We start from the raw sequence: 16,426 nt of genomic DNA, 5'->3' as shown, positions 1-16,426 counted from the left end.
GGTTTCTTCGCCGCAGATATAGGCGCCGGCGCCACGCCGCACGTATATCTCGCAATCGAACCCCGTACCCATAATATTTTTACCCAGCCAGCCGTTTGCCCTGGCTTCTGCAATGGCCTGCTCCAGGATATCGGGTATCCATGCATATTCGCCGCGTATATATATATAAGTTATATTGCTGCCCAATGCAAAAGAGCTAACGATCAGGCCCTCTATGAGCAGGTGTGGAATAAATTCCATGAGGTAGCGATCTTTGAAAGTTCCCGGCTCGCTTTCATCGGCGTTGCACACCAAATGGCGGGGAATACCCTCGGGTTTGGCAATAAAACTCCACTTCAAGCCGGTAGGAAAGCCCGCGCCGCCACGTCCGCGTAATCCGCTTTTCTTAACTTCTTCAACGATCGCTTCGGGCGTCATCCTTAAAGCCTTCTCCACACTTGCATACCCGCCTTTTTTGCGATAGGCATCATAATACCTGATACCTTCTACGCCGTCGTGCTCTAATAATAATTTTCTTCCCATATCATGATCAGCGATTATATATTTAATAATTCTGAGTTATAACAAGCACTTTTAATAATTGCATCTGCGCATTAATTATTAGCAGCCGCATTATTCCTGCACTCTTCAATGATCGCATCTACTTTATCTTTTGTAAGATGCTCCCTGTAATGTTTACCCAACTGCATCATAGGAGCATAACCACAGGCGCCTAAACATTCTACCGTTTTTAAAGTAAACAATCCGTCAGTCGTTGTTTCTCCCGGCTTAATGCCGAGACGCTCACCAATATAAGCAATAATGTCGTCGCTGCCATTGATCATGCAGGGACCCGTTTGGCATACTTCAAATAAATATTTGCCTACCGGTTTCAGGTTATACATGGAATAGAAAGTAGCTACTTCATATACTTCAATAGGCTCAAGGCTCAGCAAAGCAGCAACATAGTCCATGGTTTCCACACTCAGCCAGCCAAACTGTTCCTGTGCCAGGTGAAGCACCGGCAACAAAGCGCTTTTTTGCTTGCCTTCGGGATAACGGGCAACTATTTCACTGAACTTAGCCAATTTTTCATTTGAAAATTGAATGCTCATTTATTTTAATTTATTTCTCTGCTTTAACTTACTTATGTCAGCTATATCCTGTGGTCTTCCTGCTTTTTCCTTTACTTTAAGCAATTCGTTATAACCAATAAAATTTACCGGTATCCCAGCTATATTTACTACTTTTTTACTTTGCCAGGCATCATCAAAAGGTACTCCATCTAAATCATTAAGAATATCTATCCTTAACGGCTCATATCCCAACTGTGTGATAAAATCTCTTTTTAAAAAATCTTCTTCAAGATTAATTGGTTTGTTCATGCAACCGTCTTTTATGAACAATCTTTTCAATCCTTGTATGCTGATCATTTCCGCCAAAAACCATCATACGCAGACTTATCAACTCATTCATCCGCTCTTCAAATGAAGCATTCGCCCAAAACAAATCATCTTGTTCTTCCGCCTCCGCAAAAGAAACCTTGCGAACAACAGCCTGTATTTTTCTGTTTGCTTCCATTTATGCATCCATTTCTCCCGCAATCAAATTGAGGCTGCTCATTACAATCACGGCATCGGCAAGCATGGAGCCTTTGATCAGTTCGGGATAAGCCTGGTAATAAATAAAGCAGGGCCTTCTGAAATGCAGCCGGTAAGGCGCTCTTCCTCCATCACTGATCAGGTAAAAACCCAGTTCCCCGTTGCCTCCCTCCACACTAAAATAAACTTCGCCGGCAGGTATTTCGGTTTCCCCCATAATAATCTTGAAATGCCAGATCAGCGCTTCCATTTTCGTGTATACGTCCTGTTTAGGAGGAAGATAATATTCCGGCACATTGGCATGGTATATCTCCGATTCTTCTCCTTTGAATTGCTGTATCTTTTGGTATGCCTGCCGTATGATCTTTAGTGATTCCCACATTTCCTGGTTCCGTACCAGCCAGCGGTCGTATACATCGCCCGTAGTACCTATGGGAATATTGAATTCAAAATCCTGATAACTGCAATAAGGCGTATGCACTCTTATATCGTAATCTATACCCGATGCCCGCAGGTTAGGTCCGGTAAATCCATAATTCAATGCTCTTTCACCTGTTATGGGGCCTGCTCCTACCGTACGGTCAATGAATATCCTGTTGCGCTGAAGCAGGTTTTCAAATTCTTTTAAAGCAGCAGGGAACTCGTTTAAAAACTTTTCTAATTTCTGCCATGCCGTAGCATTAAAATTTCTTTCAAATCCTCCTATTCTGCCAATATTTGTGGTAAGCCGCGATCCGCAGATCTCTTCATAAATTTCGTATACCAGTTCGCGGTACTGCATCACGTACAGGAATACGGATAGCGCTCCTGCATCCACACCTATAACCGAATTACATATAACATGATCGGTTATCCTTGCCAGCTCCATGATAATAACACGGAGATAATCTACACGCTTGGGTGTTTGTACACCCAGCAGTTTTTCACAGGTCATATGCCAGCCCATATTGTTAATGGGGCTTGAACAATAATTTAATCTGTCGGTAAGCGGCGTAATTTGGTATAAGGGTCGCCTCTCGGCTATTTTTTCAAATGCACGGTGTATATATCCCACCGTTGCTTCGGCCGATACAATTCTCTCGCCGTCTATTTCCAGAATATTCTGAAAAACCCCATGGGTGGCAGGATGAGTTGGTCCCAGGTTCAGCGTAGTGGTTTGCTTTTCAATGGAACCGTCGGGCAGTTTGATATTTTGCTCCCTGTTATGTTGTAATAAATCTTCTGTCATACATTACCCTTCCGGGCTTTTTCTTGTGTTTAGTTAATCGCAGCTTTCTGTAGCTCTTATCTTCCAAACATCTCATCATCCTTATCTACTCTTGTCTGATCTTCCAGCGGGTATTCTTTCCGCATAGGAAAATAATCCATTTCGTCTACGTTCAGTATGCGTTTAAGGTTAGGATGACCTACGAAATTGACACCAAAAAAATCATAGGTTTCTCTTTCCATCCAGTTGGCACAGGCATACAACTGCGTTGCAGTATACACATCCGGCTTTTCAATAGCCGCATATATTTTAAAACGTATCCGCACATTATCCTGCATATTGTGAAGATGGTATACCACTGCCAGTTCCCTGCCTTTGTTATCGGGATAATGTACCGCCTGCAAATCGGTAAGGAACCGGAACCTCAATTCCGGATCATCATATAAAAACTGAAGCACTTTAAGATTCAGTTCTTTGGGCACTTCAAACGTAAGCATCCCATATGGCTCGGTGAAGTTGGTTACTTCATCACCAAACTTTTGTACAAGCCTGCTTTTAATATGATCATTGGTCAACTCCATCTATAACCTTTATAATAATATTTCCTGTTATAACATTGCTACTCAAACACAGTAATCTTTATTGCTTACCCACTTACTTACCACTTATTACTTACCTCTTATTACTTACTATTGTATCCCGTAGCTCAGCATCAGCTGCTGGTATTTTTCGGTATTTCTTCTTCTTATACTTTCTTTACCTACCAGGTCCTGCAGGGCCAGCACTCCATCCAATATGGCTTCCGGCCTGGGCGGGCATCCCGGCACATACACGTCAACCGGAATGATCTGATCTATTCCCTGCAATACCGAATAGCTGTCAAAAATCCCGCCGCTTGATGCACAGGCGCCCACTGCGATCACCCAGCGGGGCTCCGACATTTGTATATACACCTGCCGTAATACGGGACCCATTTTTTTAGCTATGGTACCCATCACCATCAGCATATCACATTGCCGTGGGGTAAATCCCATCCTTTCTGCCCCAAACCTTCCAAAATCATAATGTGCTCCCATGGTAGCCATAAATTCAATGCCACAGCAGGAAGTAGCAAAAGGGAGCGGCCATAACGAATTTTTACGGGCAAGCCCAACCACTTCGCTGAGTTTTGTAGTAAAAAAGCCCTCTCCTGTATATCCTTCAGGTGCATCTGCTATACCAATATGCCCTTTGTGATCTCTTTCTTTTGGTGTTATATTAAACCGAACCGGACGTGCCATAATTAAAATTTAAATGAACAGCTTTAATTTCACTAATCTTCCCATTTCAATGCCCCTTTCTTAATAATATAGTAAAATCCTGCCAGAAAAAAGCCAACAAAAGCAAGTACCGCCAAGAAGCCCTGCCAGCCCAGTTCTCTGAAATTCACTGCATACGGATAAAAAAAGATCACTTCCACATCAAACAATACAAACAATATCGCTACCAAAAAGTATTTAACCGCCAGGGGCTGGCGGGCATTACCGCTTATTTCGATACCGCTTTCAAAATTATCCAGCTTTTCGGCCGTGGGTCTTTTTGGGCCCAGCCAATGGGTAACTCCCATCATAACCACCACAAACCCGGCGGCAAAAAGGAGTTGCAGGGCGATAGGAAAGTAATTAAATGAATTATTTACGTCTGTAGCCGAAACCGGAAGGGACTGAAGTAAGAAATAAGGTATCATTCTCGTCTCAAGATTACTTTTCAACAGTAAACGGAAGAATCGTATCCATTATTTGTCAGCCAGCCTTCATTTTTTCCGTTTCCTGTATTGGTGTAGAATTAATCCAAAGGCAAAAATAAGGCAGCATTGCCTAATAACCATTATTTAATAAAATAAAACCCCAAAACCAGCAATTGATTTTGGGGTCATATATTTGCGAACAGTTATATCAACTCACTTTCGGGAAGGTTTAGCTGTTGCGCCATTTTTCTTTGTACTATCCGTTTGGGGCTGGGGCCTGTCTAATGCTCTTTGCAATATATCACGGTTGTTTTTCGCGTCAGCATTGTTGGGATCCAGAGCGATCATTTTATCAAGATAAAAGATCGCCCTTTCGTATTCCTTTAGAATATTGGCATTGTAGCCTGCCAGATATCCGTAGGCAAGCATTAGCGCAGACTTATTCTTTACAGAGTCGGCAGCTGCAATTTCAATAAACCTGGTAGCATCTTCAACGGGCAAGCCCTGTTCCATGGTTGAATCTACCGTCCACTTGGTACGGAATCCACCATAATAGCCCTGTATATCATCGGGATATTTTTGCTTGTATAAATTAAATACACTGTCTGCTGTTTGATATTGTCCACCATAAAAATTCTCCCATCCTGCATAGAATAGCTCGGTTTTCCCATAGGCGGTGTCAATAGTCAGGATTTTGGTAAGCCAGTCGGCAGATCTGGCCTTGTTGTCTATTTTTTTATACATATCAGACGCTGCCTTGGCATAATCAATCTTGTTTTTGAGAACGGTATCCATTGCGATCGCCTTGTTAAAATAGGCGTCGGCCTGATCCAGCTTATCGGGGAACTTGGCAGATATCTGCGCCATTTTAACATAATTGTCGGGTAAAAACAGCGAAGAATCTCCTTTGGAAAAAAACAGTTCCATATTCTGAAGTGCATTAACAGAGTCGCCCAGCTTTTCGTATGCATATGCTTTTACACGGTATAATTTCGGGCTTGCCTTTTCGCCGTCTTTCTGCAATTTCTCATCTGCTTTGGCGATGGCGCCCTCAAAGTCACCGGAAGCGTATACCAGGCTGATCTCTTCAGCTTCAACAGAAGGCGTAAAATCAGTATTGGCCTTATACCTGGCAAAATAATCCCTGGCTTTGTTCACATCGCGCGAATACCAATATACATACAAATCATAATAGGCGGGAGCATAGGCAGGATCCAAAGCAATAGCCTTTTCAAAATGTCTGAGAAATATGCTGGCCTGCTCCTGTCCTTGCGTAATATATATTTTACCAATCTTATATTCTGCTTCTGCCAGTTTTTCATCGAGCGAAAGCGCATTCTGATAAGAGGTTACCGCCGCACCGCCATCCAATAATTTGCGGTGAGCATCGCCCATATTAATATATACAAACGGCTCTTTAAACCTTCTTACCTCAGTTGCCTGTTTCAATTTTTCTATTGCATACCTGGCATCGCCGTCGGGTGCATCCACATTGGCGCGACCCACAGCATTCAGAATGTCTACATCCTTACCTTTCGTGAGGCTGATAGCGGTTTCAAAGCGCTGACGTGCATCGTTACCCTTATGCTCAAGCAATTCAATATGGCCCATACCCACCAGCAATAAAGGTTCGCTGCCTTTAGCCTGTAAAGCCGTTTGATATACTTTCTTCGCACCTGCAATATCGTTCAACTCAATCAATGTTTGCCCCAACCAATAAGCGGCTTCCACATCATCGGGTTTTGCTGCAAGCGCTTTTTCAAGGGTTTCTTTTGCGCTATTGTACTTCTCGTAGTAAAACAATTTCCTCCCATCCTCTACTGATTGCGCAAAAGCAACATTGCACAGTAAAACAGCAGCTACCATAAATCTGATTGTGTGCTTCATCATTTTTGATTTGAAATTTTGGTTTTGGTAAATAAATATATTAAAAATTACTATTCTTCTTTTATTTGCGCGGCTCTTATTGTAAAATTCATGTTTGAAGGAACAAGATAAGCCCTTTGAAAAATAAGCTGCCCTTTTTCGCTCTTTAAAAAATTAGTAAACCCCCGGCCCAATCCGCTATAATTTTCTTTTACAATATAATATAAACCGCGTACCATGGGATATCTTTTGGTTGCAATATTGGCCTGGTAAGGCTTTATGAATTTATCCGGTTCGTTTCTTGCCTCAATGGAAGCCACTTTTACCTGGGTGAGAAAAGCCAGTTGTTGTTTGTCTTCGGGATTCCCGATCCAGCTTACGCCTATAAAGCCAATAGCATGTTCATTGTTAGCTACGTGATCAATTACCCCGAGGCTTGTTTTAGCGGCGGTTACCCCGGGTGACAGCGCCTTGCCGTTAAGCACTGAATCAATCATAAACCTAACCGTGCTGGTGGCGGCATTGCCGTCAAGCACGGGATTAAGCCTGTATCCGCTGGTTCCATTCATCAAAGACCTGATCTCCCCCATGGTAAAGAGTGAATCAGTGGCTTTATTGTTCACTATAACAGATATAGCGTCAGACGCCATTTTGCCCCAAAAAGGTGCAAATCTCAAAGTATCCTTCAACGATTTAACTTCTTCTTCACTTAATCCGCGCGTAACAATAATCATCCGGATACTATCGTTCAGCAAGTCTTTCAAGCATTCCGCTTCCGCCTTATAATGCGGAACAATGGTTGCATCGGGAAATTGCGACATAAAAACCCTGATCTGCGAATCAATGATGGGCTTAAAAGACTCATCTACACTTATATGGATCGTTCCTGATCTGAGATCATCGTCGCCGGCGATCACTTTTCTGCGGTTACCATCATTGCAGCTTACCAGCACCAGCAGCATCAGTACATGTATTCCGGCACGCAACATATTATAGATCTGTTGTATATTTTTCATTTCCTGATATATTTCCGCTGATACCCCCGGTATAACCTGAACAATCCGTAAGCTATCCCTATGCACCCAAAAATGGTGTCTATTAACGGGTCGCTTTTCATCCAGTCAATACCCAGTTTCTTATTGAATAAAAAAAACAGGCCCAACCCCAGCCATAATATGCCCATCGCATAATCGTATACGGAATGAAAAAAGGAATTCCTTTTTCTTTTCTGTTCTTCCCAGTTCTGTTGTACCGACATCAGCCAAAATTTTAGGGAGTGGGCAAGTTAACAAATCCTTTTATAAATGCCGCAACTACACCTACTAAAAATTGATGAACCTTTTATTCCGCCACCTCAAAAGTTACGGGCTGCACAAAATACATGGCTACATTTCTGCCATTTTTCTTCGCCGGCTTCCACCTGGGCATTTTTTGTAACGCTTTTATTACCTGGAGGTCAATATTTTCACCGCCTGACTGAATAACCTTAAAATCAGCAATGCTGCCATCTTCAGCCACTACAAACCGTATGCGCAGTCTTAATGTTTCATCCTTATCATTATTGATATGGCGCAGGTGTGTTTGCAAAAATCGCATCATGGCTTTTAATCCGCCGGGATACGTTGCGGCTTCATCCACGCCGGTACTTGCAAAAGGCTGTGCATATGTTTCTGTTATTTCGCCTTTACCAGCGCCGGCAGGCTGGTCTGCAACAGGCGGCTGCATAATATCACCCGACAAGGGTGCATTTACCGTAACCAAAGCCACCTTCTTATCAACTAAAGTTTCTATATCCGGAACAGATTCTTCTATTGTTTCTGCCGGCGGCACAATCTTAATAGTGGCAAAATGCCGCAATGCCGCCTTCTTTGGAGCAGGTGAAGTTTTGGGCGGTGGCGGATCAAATTTAAAAGGCTCCACGGGGCGCAAAGGCCCTACGGGCGGATGATCCGGCACAGCAAAAATACTGCCCGACTTTGTTTTATCGTAACGGCCCGATAGAAACAGCAGCACCCCAAGGAGCATGAACATAGCCGCCAATGCCTTTAAAAGGTATTGATTGTAATGGCGCCGTATATAGTACGCTCCATATGCTTTGTTGCGGTTCTCAAAAAGGATATCCAGCATATCGCTTTGCAGTATGTATTCGGGTTTCATAAAGAATAATTTGTTGTGAGCAATTGAAGTTTCACAACAGGGCCCTGTAACAGCAATGAGATGCGGATAAAAAGAGATTCCACAAAAAACATAACCCGGCTGATCGTACAACCGGGTTATTACGTTAAGTATAAGCAAGCTCTACTGTTTGATCACTTTTCCGCTGCCGCTGATATCATTATCCACTGTAGCGGGATCGCCTTTATAATATACGCTACCACTGCCGTTTATTTTTACTTTAAGCTTTTGACTAACCGTTATTTTGGCCGTTCCGCTGCCTGAAATAGCAATATCCGCATTTTGGGAAGTGAACCCGAAGCTGTTGAAACTGCCGCTGCCGGAGCTATGCAACACAAAATTTTCTGCAGCTCCTTTTTCAACGGTTATATCTGCCGAGCCCGATATATTTACGTCAAAATTTGTGTTGCTGCCAAACTCACCCGCAGCATGCATATCGCCGCTTCCGGACGATGACAAACCTGTTAATACCGGCATTGTAATAAATACCTCCGAATTGTCGTTGCGTACATTCCTTGTGTTTTCGTAACGAACAGATAAAACGCCGTTCTCTACCGTTGTTTTAAGATAAGGCAGCAGGTTCGCATATCCTTTTACCTTAACTTCAAAATCTGCTCCCTGCACAATATGAATAGTGGTTGAGCCGTGTGTTGCCACTTTGGTAAATGCATTTACATTCCGTTCTTCGGTTTGCACAGCGCCATCGCCGGTTAGCGATTCCTTTTTACAGGATGCCACAGTTGCCGTAAAAGCTACGAGCAAAAAAATAAATTTCACTTTCATTGTTTGTTTTTTAAGGAAATAAATAAGCTGTTGATCACTGCTGCTTGACCGCGATCATTGCTTAACCGTTACAAATGACCCTTTAAACTACATGGGCGGAAAAAGGAGCGGATAAGTGTAAAGCCGAAGACAGGTTCTTTGGAAATAGCAATCCGCAGTTTTGTGTGATGAAACAAACCTTCCCGGAGCTTATGGCGCAGAGTCTTTGATAGAAATATTCACACCAGAAGTAACCGTGGTAATGGCAGTACCGGACGCTTTGTTTAAATGCAGTTTTCTCTCCATAAAGCTTTCAACGGCCTGCTGAACGCCCAGCAGGTCTTTGGACTTTATATAGCTTCCCAGCACATGATTACCGGCATTGGGCATGGACTGTTTTACCTTATTGTTTTTTGCTGTGCCCAGTTCATCAAACATTTTCAGCATGGCAGGCACGCTTACCACGCTGTCGCGATACACTTCATCTTTATAATAATACAGCATCAGTACCGGCTGCTTTACTTTTTTAAAGGTTTCAGCGGTCATGGTAGTTTCAAGATATTCTTCCAACTGCGCGGTGGCGTCAAGAGGATATTTGCTATACCAGTATTGCTTATATATAGGGCGATCATCCGCCGAAGTAACATAATCGCTCCCTGTAACAAATGATGCGATCTGCAGCCCCCAGGGGTCATTGAGCAACCATGCTTTATCGTTATCAATAGCAATATTGGGACTCAGTAATACCAAAGCATATACGTCATCCGGATAAGTAGCTGCCAGTTGCAATGCATTGGTTCCTCCTGTTGATGTTCCCATCAGTATTACCTTTTCGCCCAGTTGCTTTCCAATTGCCAAAGCATCCCTGGCACTTTCCCAGTAGGCTGATGCCGTAAGGTTTTTCAGGGGTGCGGCGGTATCTATGCCGTGCTCCGCGAGCCTTGATAAATAAAGATTACAGCCAAACGCCCTGGCAATATTGGTATGCACGGGATAACCTTCTTCCTGCGAAGCAGAAAACCCGTGCAGATAAACAATGGCATACACTGTTTTTTCCTTAAGCGAATCATTATACCATACTATCCGGGCCTGGTTGTTCGGCTTAAGGGTATGTGCAGCTTCCTTTTGATGAATGTATTTTTCCAGGCCTGCTGCCGTTTGCGGAACGGCAGGCATAACGGGGTCATATACCGGGGTGGAGGGATGCGGGCCCAGGAGATATACGATCACCAGCAATACTATAACAGTAAGGAATAACCGAAATGATTTTTTTCTGAACATACAGCATACTTAAAATGATAAAAGATGTTCCATACACGGCGCTAAATCTACAACGTTGGTATTAAAAAAATAAGCCCGCAAGGACAATATCCTAAAATGCGTATAAAAAAAGGCATATGTTAATGTTCAACCAACCAAATGTTAAGGCGGGCTTAAGTTCTTTATAGCCGCGCTGACATTGCTTGCTTTGGCATCATTTTTTCGAAACTTGGGGCTACGCTGTTTGTATGTAATGGCACAGCTTCAGCAATTATTTTTAATACCAAATCAACAAGGAGAACAAGTTATGAAAAAAGATTTTTCGATGAGGGTGATATTGGCAGCAGGTGCTTTATTTTCGGTGATCGTTTTTTCTTCCTGTTTAAAATCAAACGACAACAACAATCCCGGTACGCCTGCCTCAGGATTGATGGCATTTAATCTTTCCCCCGATAAGCCGGCTATTGGCATTGCTTTGTCGGGCAGCAATTTAACCAATACAGCCCTGGGCTATACAAATTATACCGGGGGTTATCTGAACATTTACTCCGGCTCAAGAACAGTGCAGGCCTACGACGCAGGAAGCGGGAATGCTTTCACTGCATCTGACTATAATTTTGAACAGAACAAATACTATTCATTGTTCATTGCGGGCAAAGACAGCACTTACCGGAACATAATCGTAAACGACCAGCTGGACAGTCTTCCATCAGCTTCCGGCAAAGCATACATCCGGTATATCAACGCTGTTCCCGATTCAAGCCGGCCATTGGTAACGGTGAGCGACAAAGCAGGTAGTGTTATCAGTGAAAATGCCGACTTTGCCTCCGTTTCCGGCTTTATTGAAATAAATACGGGTGATGCAAATATTGCCATCAACAACAACAATGATATACAGGCAACCCGCACCATTACTTTAGAGGAAAGAAAAGTTTACACTATTCTTTTCTCCGGTATTCCGGGCTCAACAGATACCACGCAAAGTGTACAGATCAAATACATAGAAAACGGAACATTGGATGCTGATTCTACGGCGCAGCAGGGAGTGTCGGCCGTATCTCCGCGTTCAGTAAAAACCAATTAGTGAAGTACGGCCCAACAAATGAGCAGTAAATGAACTGCCGGAAGTGAGTGACCGGCAGACAACCTACTGCTTCATGTAACCTGCAGGTTTGCAAACGGTAATGCAGATCCTGCAGGTTTTTTTGTACCTCCGGTTAAGAATATAAGCAGTAAATACAGTTGCATATGCCTTTTTTTTGTAATCTTGGTAAAGAATCTGTACAGCATGACCGAAAACCAGGAAAGAAGTAGCAGGCACACCGGAGCCGTATTTGCAGCTACAGGAAGTTTTATACCCAGTCTTACCATTCCCAATGAAGCATTTTTAACTTCACTCTTCTTCAATACAGACGGCACACCTGTTGAAAAAGAGCCACAAAAAATAATTGATAAATTCAAAGAGATCACAGGTATAGCCGAACGGCGTTACGGAACAAACAATCAAAAAGCTTCTGACCTGGGTTTTCTATCGGCCACTGCCGCACTAAGCAGTTCGGGCATTGATAAAGAAAAGCTCGACTACATAATAGTAGCGCATAATTTCGGCGACATGGCTTATGGCTCCAACCGCACCGACATGGTTCCTACGCTCGCATCCCGTATAAAGCACAAATTGCAGATACAAAACCCGGATTGTGTTGCCTACGATCTGCCCTTTGGCTGTCCGGGCTGGCTGGAAGGCGTGATACAGGCCAACTATTTTATCCGTTCCGGTGATGCCAGATATTGTATGGTAATTGGTACTGAAATGTTATCGAGGGTTATAGACCCCCATGACAGAGATTCCATGCTGTACAGCGATGGCAGTGGCGCCGTTATCATGGCTGCCGGAACGAACAATGCTACAGAAGAGGGTATTATAGCGCATAAAACACAAACCCATGCCCTGGATCATGCCTTGCTGCTGAAAATGGGGCGTACCTATGCTCCTCATCCGGAAAATGATGAAAACATTTATCTTAAGATGAAAGGCAGGAAATTGTATGAATTTGCATTAACCCAGGTTCCGCTGGTCGTTAGGTCGGTATTGGATAAGGCTAAACTTCACATCCGGGATATTGCCAAAGTATTGATTCACCAGGCCAATGAAAAAATGGATCTTGCGATATTAGAGCGGTTATTTAAGTTGTACAACGAAGAAAGCATTCCTCAATATCTGATGCCCATGACCATTTCCACGCTCGGAAACAATTCGGTTGCCACGATACCCATTTTACTGGACTTCATCCTGAAAGGCAAAATAAAGAATCATCAGATCAACCGCGGAGATAAGGCCATATTTGCTTCCGTGGGAGCCGGAATGAACATCAATGCACTCGTTTACCAGTTCTGAACATTTTTTTCAGATATTTTAATCTATTTAAACCTGCATAATAGGGAGGTTTCGTTTTAAAAGCATACCTTTAATAACAACTTGAATTAAAGCATACACATTGAACGTAAATTCTGTACAGCTTACACCGTTGTATTTGTCTGTTCTTCTGTACATTATGCTCTTCTACAGGTTGATTAATAACATTTTAATGTAAAAGTATGAACATGTACGTTTCGAATTTAAGTTTTCATACAACTGATGAGGACTTAAAAAATTTATTCAGCGATTTCGGCGAAGTTTCTTCTTCGAAAGTAATTACCGACAGAGAAACCGGCCGTTCACGCGGATTTGGTTTCGTGGAAATGCCGGAAGATGCAGATGCCAAAAAAGCTATGGAAGAGCTGGATGGAAAAGATATTGAAGGCAGGGCGCTTTCTGTTACTGTAGCCCGTCCTAAAGAGCAGCGCTCCGGTGGCAGTTCGTTTTCGCAGAATCGCAAAAGATGGTAAACTGATTCAACACTATAAATCAGATTGCAATACCCGGACATTAATTATTTGTCCGGGTATTTTTTTATCTTGACGCCTGATTGTTCATAAGCTTTAAAAAATATTCATGAAACACCTCTTTGCTTTAGCTGTTCTTTTTGCAGCTATCCAATGCTTTGGTCAGAACACTACAACGGCAATTATCCCCGAGCCGGTTTCGGTTGTGCAAAAGCAAGGTGTATTTACTTTGCACGATAACATTTCCATCGGCATCCCGGGTAATGATAATGATGTTGCAAAAATTGCCGGCTATTTATCGCAAGCCATTTCTGCTTCCACCGGGTATAAAAGCGATATACAGGAGGATGGTAACGCAGGTCAGATCCGCTTTGTTATTGCCGCAACGCCGGATGAGGAATTGGGTGATGAAGGATACAACCTGGTTGTTTCGCCCGAAACAATAACACTCAGCGCCAATACAGCGGCTGGTTTATTTTATGGTGTTCAAAGCCTTTTGCAATTGCTGCCCAAAGAAATAGCCAGCAAGTCTGTTGTCAAAGATGTATCATGGACAGCGCCCTGCGTTGAAATAAGAATTTACCCGTTGTTGAAATGAAAACAGAGGTGAGCGGGCTGGCTGTTTACTACAGCTTTGATAACTCTTTCCCCGATAAGTTTTACCCTGAGTATACAAAACCTGTGAGCATTCCCAAAGATGCGTCAACAATGCGGGTGATCACCTACCGGGATGGCAAACCTATCGGGAGAATGATGACAATATCTGTTTCTCAATTAAAGAAAAGAGCAGGGATAAAATAAGCAGGATCAGAATATTAAATCCGAAGCTATCCGGAGATGCGGTGCTGACCCTCCTTCGTCGGGTGCCGACCGCATCCGGGCGTAAAGCACCAGGAGACAAATAGTAAATACCAAATAAACGAAGCCATAAGCTCTAAATCCAAAATAGAACGATAAACTAAAAACCATAAGAGCTACGGGTGATCAGCCTTGAGCTATCGGTAATAAAAAGTGTCCGTCGAATAAATCTCAAATCATAAATTTCAAATCATAAATCCCGGGCCTGCTCCTGCACCGATTTACCAGATTCAACTTCCACCTGTTCAACCCAAACCGCATAATCATCGGGATAAATCCGGGAACCTTTATGAATAGCGTATACCCTGGTGAACACTGCGCCGAAATAAAGTATGGTTGCGGAATAATATACCCACAATAATATCACGATCACTGAGCCTGCCGCTCCATACGCGGAACTTAGCCTGTTGTGTCCCAGGTAATAGCTGATCCCGAACTTGCCGGCCATGAAAAGTATGGCTGTGGTAAATGCACCTACGCGCACATGACGCCATTCTATTTTAGCATCGGGTAACACCTTAAAAATCAAGCCAAACAGGAAGGAGGTAATGGCTAAAGAAAGAAGCATGTTAAATACATAGGCGATCAGTACCTCAGTGTGTGGAAATATTACTGTAAGCCTGTCAATAAGTGCATCCATTACCGCGTTTACAATAAGCGATACCAGCAATAAAAAACCCAGTACTATTATAATGGAAAATGAAAGCAGCCGGTTAATGATCATTTTCAGCCAGCCCTTCCTGGGCTTGGCTTTTAACTTCCATATGGTATTGATAGAATCCTGTATTTCACCAAAAATGCTGGTAGCTCCAATAACAAGCGTAGCAATTCCTATTGTAGCTGCGAACCCAGTTTCGTACGACAACGTAGCATTGCGTATCGTTTGCTGAATTTGGAGGGCAGCGTCTTTACCCACCAGTCCGGCTATCTGCCCGTATACTGTTCCTTCAACTGCTTTGTCACCATAAAATATATCACTTACCCAAACAACAATTATGATCAGCCCCGGTAGTGAAAAAATAGTGTAGTAGGCCAATGCGGCACTAAGCTTCAAAACCTTATCGTTAATAAAATCCGAAACGGTTTGCTTTGTGATCTTCCATGCGCCTCTTAATGTCATGCTACTTATTAAAATAAAACTGTGCCAGATTTTTCCTGCAGTTCTGATAAATACGCTAAAAATAGCTGCACATTATCAGAATGCATACCGGAAACCCGTTGAAAAAGTATAATTGCTTTTGGGTACACCGGGAACGGGAAACTGATCGTACAAATAATTCCAGTTTATGGTTGCGGATAGTTTTTGTGTGATCGCCAGGTTGGCCGACTCCTGGTTGAGAATGCGAAAATCACCCCATTTGTCCAGCCGGGGCTGGTAAAAGGTAGTGCTGATGATCTCCAGGGTAGCGGTGGGTTTGAGTGTAAAGCTGAGGTAGCTGCTGTTGCGTGCATTGTGATGAGAAACAGGCGGATCAACGAGCTCCCTCTCATATTCATACATGAAAAGCACGCCAAGATAAACATGGAGCATGCCCGAACCCGATAATTTAAACCGGGGCCCGGTACCGGCAAGAAAGCGATTGTCTATTTTGGTGATTTTATTGGTTTGCAACTGTGTGAACACTTCCCAGCGGATGGGCTCGTTAAACTTATGGTTGTACCGGAGATGAAAAAAAGTATTGTTGGTATATTTTTTCTGAGCGCCTTTCAAAAAAGAATAATCGCCTAAAAAAAGATAGAGATTCCTGCTGTTTTTATACTGCAAATGTGCAAATGCGCTGGCCGAAAATACCTGCTCCACGTTCTTTGAAAGATTGATATTGCCCCCGAAACTCCCGGCCCAACCGGTGGTATCTGTTTGAATTCTGCGGGATTCCACATTCACGATCTGAGCGCTTGCCGGCATACCTGCGGTTACTAACAGCAAAGGGAAAACGATCCTGGAAAAATTCATCATACAAAAATAGTAAGTTATTTTTCGCTCAAAAACTGAGTAAGGGTAAAATTGTGCTGCGGGGATATTAATAAAATATTTCCATCTAAAAAAGTAAGTGGTAAATTGATGATTTAAAATTCATCAACGCATTATAACATGTCTGCAGATTTTAT

General features: G+C 43.0%; 20 protein-coding genes and 1 pseudogene. 5 read left to right on the top strand and 16 right to left on the bottom strand.

Annotation, left to right across the window (positions count from 1 at the left end; translation table 11 throughout):
* From PLH26_RS12075 to PLH26_RS12010, 14 genes and pseudogenes are all read right to left on the bottom strand, one after another.
* Window positions 1-522: pseudogene (locus tag PLH26_RS12075) on the bottom strand (NADH-quinone oxidoreductase subunit F); the annotation flags it as partial.
* Between the two features lie 71 nt (window positions 523-593).
* Window positions 594-1,094, bottom strand: a complete 501-nt coding sequence (locus PLH26_RS12070; protein ID WP_324586277.1) for an NADH-quinone oxidoreductase subunit NuoE family protein — start codon at window positions 1,092-1,094, stop codon at window positions 594-596.
* A complete protein-coding gene (locus tag PLH26_RS12065; protein WP_324586276.1) occupies window positions 1,095-1,364 on the bottom strand; it encodes a hypothetical protein in 270 nt (89 codons plus the stop codon).
* Window positions 1,348-1,560, bottom strand: a complete 213-nt coding sequence (locus tag PLH26_RS12060; RefSeq protein ID WP_324586275.1) for a hypothetical protein — start codon at window positions 1,558-1,560, stop codon at window positions 1,348-1,350. Before PLH26_RS12060 ends, PLH26_RS12065 begins: the two co-directional genes overlap by 17 nt.
* Window positions 1,561-2,808 carry an NADH-quinone oxidoreductase subunit D gene (locus PLH26_RS12055; RefSeq protein ID WP_324586274.1) on the bottom strand — a complete coding sequence of 416 codons (1,248 nt, stop codon included), beginning with the start codon at window positions 2,806-2,808 and terminating at the stop codon, window positions 1,561-1,563.
* Window positions 2,809-2,864: 56 nt separating this feature from the next.
* Window positions 2,865-3,368, bottom strand: a complete 504-nt coding sequence (locus tag PLH26_RS12050) for an NADH-quinone oxidoreductase subunit C (protein ID WP_324586273.1) — start codon at window positions 3,366-3,368, stop codon at window positions 2,865-2,867.
* Window positions 3,369-3,476: 108 nt separating this feature from the next.
* The gene (locus tag PLH26_RS12045) at window positions 3,477-4,067 is read right to left on the bottom strand and encodes an NADH-quinone oxidoreductase subunit B (RefSeq protein WP_324586272.1); all 591 of its coding nucleotides are present in this window, start codon (window positions 4,065-4,067) and stop codon (window positions 3,477-3,479) included.
* A 32-nt stretch (window positions 4,068-4,099) separates the two neighbouring features.
* A complete protein-coding gene (locus tag PLH26_RS12040) occupies window positions 4,100-4,513 on the bottom strand; it encodes an NADH-quinone oxidoreductase subunit A (RefSeq protein WP_324586271.1) in 414 nt (137 codons plus the stop codon).
* Between the two features lie 213 nt (window positions 4,514-4,726).
* Complete coding sequence (locus tag PLH26_RS12035) at window positions 4,727-6,403, bottom strand: tetratricopeptide repeat protein (RefSeq protein WP_324586270.1); 1,677 nt, start codon at window positions 6,401-6,403, stop codon at window positions 4,727-4,729.
* A gap of 47 nt (window positions 6,404-6,450) precedes the next feature.
* Window positions 6,451-7,395: a PstS family phosphate ABC transporter substrate-binding protein gene (locus tag PLH26_RS12030; protein WP_324586269.1), complete on the bottom strand. Its 945-nt coding sequence runs from the start codon at window positions 7,393-7,395 to the stop codon at window positions 6,451-6,453.
* Window positions 7,392-7,637, bottom strand: a complete 246-nt coding sequence (locus tag PLH26_RS12025) for a hypothetical protein (RefSeq protein ID WP_324586268.1) — start codon at window positions 7,635-7,637, stop codon at window positions 7,392-7,394. The genes PLH26_RS12030 and PLH26_RS12025 overlap by 4 nt, the downstream gene beginning before the upstream one ends.
* An 83-nt stretch (window positions 7,638-7,720) precedes the next feature.
* On the bottom strand, window positions 7,721-8,536 hold the full coding sequence (locus PLH26_RS12020; protein WP_324586267.1) for a TonB family protein: 816 nt from the start codon (window positions 8,534-8,536) through the stop codon (window positions 7,721-7,723).
* A 141-nt stretch (window positions 8,537-8,677) separates the two neighbouring features.
* Window positions 8,678-9,337 carry a GIN domain-containing protein gene (locus PLH26_RS12015; RefSeq protein WP_324586266.1) on the bottom strand — a complete coding sequence of 220 codons (660 nt, stop codon included), beginning with the start codon at window positions 9,335-9,337 and terminating at the stop codon, window positions 8,678-8,680.
* A gap of 189 nt (window positions 9,338-9,526) precedes the next feature.
* Window positions 9,527-10,597, bottom strand: coding sequence for an alpha/beta hydrolase (locus PLH26_RS12010; RefSeq protein ID WP_324586265.1), 1,071 nt, complete (start codon window positions 10,595-10,597; stop codon window positions 9,527-9,529).
* A 304-nt stretch (window positions 10,598-10,901) separates the two neighbouring features.
* Between PLH26_RS12010 and PLH26_RS12005 the strand changes: the two genes are divergently transcribed.
* From PLH26_RS12005 to PLH26_RS11985, 5 genes are all read left to right on the top strand, one after another.
* A complete protein-coding gene (locus PLH26_RS12005) occupies window positions 10,902-11,660 on the top strand; it encodes a DUF4397 domain-containing protein (RefSeq protein ID WP_324586264.1) in 759 nt (252 codons plus the stop codon).
* Between the two features lie 204 nt (window positions 11,661-11,864).
* Complete coding sequence (locus PLH26_RS12000; RefSeq protein WP_324586263.1) at window positions 11,865-12,971, top strand: 3-oxoacyl-ACP synthase III family protein; 1,107 nt, start codon at window positions 11,865-11,867, stop codon at window positions 12,969-12,971.
* A 206-nt stretch (window positions 12,972-13,177) separates the two neighbouring features.
* A complete protein-coding gene (rbp, locus tag PLH26_RS11995; RefSeq protein WP_324586262.1) occupies window positions 13,178-13,462 on the top strand; it encodes an RNA-binding regulator in 285 nt (94 codons plus the stop codon).
* A gap of 106 nt (window positions 13,463-13,568) precedes the next feature.
* A complete protein-coding gene (locus PLH26_RS11990; protein WP_324586261.1) occupies window positions 13,569-14,057 on the top strand; it encodes a glycoside hydrolase family 20 zincin-like fold domain-containing protein in 489 nt (162 codons plus the stop codon).
* Window positions 14,054-14,260, top strand: a complete 207-nt coding sequence (locus PLH26_RS11985) for an FN3 associated domain-containing protein (RefSeq protein ID WP_324586260.1) — start codon at window positions 14,054-14,056, stop codon at window positions 14,258-14,260. The genes PLH26_RS11990 and PLH26_RS11985 overlap by 4 nt, the downstream gene beginning before the upstream one ends.
* Window positions 14,261-14,507: 247 nt before the next feature.
* Here the strand turns inward: PLH26_RS11985 and PLH26_RS11980 are convergent, their stop codons facing one another.
* Both PLH26_RS11980 and PLH26_RS11975 read right to left on the bottom strand, forming a co-directional pair.
* Complete coding sequence (locus PLH26_RS11980; RefSeq protein ID WP_324586259.1) at window positions 14,508-15,437, bottom strand: YihY/virulence factor BrkB family protein; 930 nt, start codon at window positions 15,435-15,437, stop codon at window positions 14,508-14,510.
* A gap of 75 nt (window positions 15,438-15,512) precedes the next feature.
* Window positions 15,513-16,274 carry a DUF481 domain-containing protein gene (locus PLH26_RS11975; protein WP_324586258.1) on the bottom strand — a complete coding sequence of 254 codons (762 nt, stop codon included), beginning with the start codon at window positions 16,272-16,274 and terminating at the stop codon, window positions 15,513-15,515.
* Window positions 16,275-16,426: the final 152 nt, after the last annotated feature.

It is taken from the genome of Agriterribacter sp. (assembly GCF_035444585.1).
Taxonomy (GTDB): Bacteria; Bacteroidota; Bacteroidia; order Chitinophagales; family Chitinophagaceae; genus Agriterribacter.
This window is presented reverse-complemented; position numbering and strand designations above follow the sequence as displayed.